Source organism: Belnapia moabensis DSM 16746 (assembly GCF_000745835.1).
Classification (GTDB): Bacteria; Pseudomonadota; Alphaproteobacteria; order Acetobacterales; family Acetobacteraceae; genus Belnapia; species Belnapia moabensis.
The window spans coordinates 1-1385 of sequence record NZ_JQKB01000278.1; the positions used below are offsets into that span (position 1 = coordinate 1).

General features: G+C 64.0%; 1 protein-coding gene and 2 pseudogenes. 2 read left to right on the plus strand and 1 reads right to left on the minus strand.

The window, feature by feature from the left end; all coding sequences use genetic code 11:
* Positions 1-94: 94 nt before the first annotated feature.
* Both EP26_RS37980 and EP26_RS30845 read left to right on the plus strand, forming a co-directional pair.
* Positions 95-308: pseudogene (locus EP26_RS37980) on the plus strand (DDE-type integrase/transposase/recombinase); the annotation flags it as partial.
* A 151-nt stretch (positions 309-459) separates the two neighbouring features.
* Positions 460-681, plus strand: a pseudogene (locus EP26_RS30845) (integrase core domain-containing protein); the annotation flags it as partial.
* Positions 682-811: 130 nt separating this feature from the next.
* On the opposite strand, the gene EP26_RS36595 reads toward EP26_RS30845, so the two are convergent.
* Positions 812-1385, minus strand: a 574-nt coding sequence (locus EP26_RS36595) for a hypothetical protein (RefSeq protein WP_169747567.1), incomplete at its 5' end; no start/stop codon positions are given.

The following is a 1385-nucleotide window of genomic DNA, read 5'->3' on the forward strand; positions in this document are numbered from 1 at the left end:
AGCCTGGAACGCGCTGATGCGCAGACCAGAGCAGGTCACCTCCATCACCACCCGTGCCTGGGCTCAGGTCAAGCTCTAGGGCGGCTGGTATTACAAACTCCCGAGCTACGGGGCGGCCAAGCGGGAGGTGATGCCCGATGTCGAGCACCGCCAGCACAAAGGCCTGAACAACCGGGCAGAGAATTCACACCAGCCAACGCGACGACGAGAGCGGCAGATGAAGCGCTTCAAGTCAGCGCGGCATGCACAGCGTTTTCTTTCTGCCCATGACCAGATCGCCAACCTCTTCCATCTGCGCCGCGACCACGTCACCGTCAACGAGTATCGCGCCGCACGGCTACGCGCGTTCGAAGTGTGGGCCGATATCAGCGGGGTCGCTGCGGCGGCTTGGCGGTCGATCGGTCGCTGCCGCGACCGGCCAGCTTGTTTGCCCCAAGGCCAACGACTTGACGGTGCCGCTACGACAACGCCCTCGCCGAGACGATCAATGGCCTGTTCAAGACCGAAGTGATCCGGCGGCGCGGGCCGTGGCGCTCGCTGGAGGCCGTCGAATACGCCACCCTCGACTGGGTGGACTGGTACAACAACCGCCGCCTCCTCGAGCCGATCGGCAATATGCCGCCCGCCGAGGCCGAGGCACGCTATTATGCCGAGCTCAAGCCAGCCGCCCTGGCAGCCTGACTCAAGCCAACCAGCCTCCGGCGAAACCGCGGCGGTTCAATAGCTGGATAGGGGCGGGCTCGGACGTCATCCCGCCAGCCTAGCCTTGCCGCTTCGTTCCGGCCGCCAACCAGAAACTTACCAATGCCTGTCAGAGGAACCAATCACCCGTGGCGTGGAAATTCGTGGTCGCCTGAGCTGCGAGGGCATTCCAGTCGATCACGTGCGGAGCCTCAACCACTGGCGACGGGGCAGGTGCCGGATCAGCCGCAGGAGCCGAACCGGGCGGGGTCCAGCGCCGATCCTCGATCTGCTGGAGAGTGGCCCACCAGCCATTTGCCTCGTGAAAGGCGGAGACAAGTTTGCCGATCGCATTCCAATCGTTGGCGGCCGGATAGTGGTAGATATCGGTCGGCGGCAGCGGGGCGGTGGGGGCGTCGAGCACGCTTATGGAGTGGGTATCGAAGCCTGTCACTCCGTGGAGCAGGATGCTACTTGAGCCGTAGGAGATGAGGGTGTTCCCGCTGATCTGGCTCACCTTGACGCTTGACGCAGCGACGCCGTGGAGCTCGAGATGGTCAGTCCCTTTGAGGTAACCGTCCACAGTATCATTGCCGTCGCCGGCATCGAGCCGGGTGCCGTCGCGGGTGTGGTAGGAAATGAGGGTGACGTAGTCTCCGGCTTGTTCAACGAGCCATAACCGGCGTTGGCGCGCCGGCGGAGAC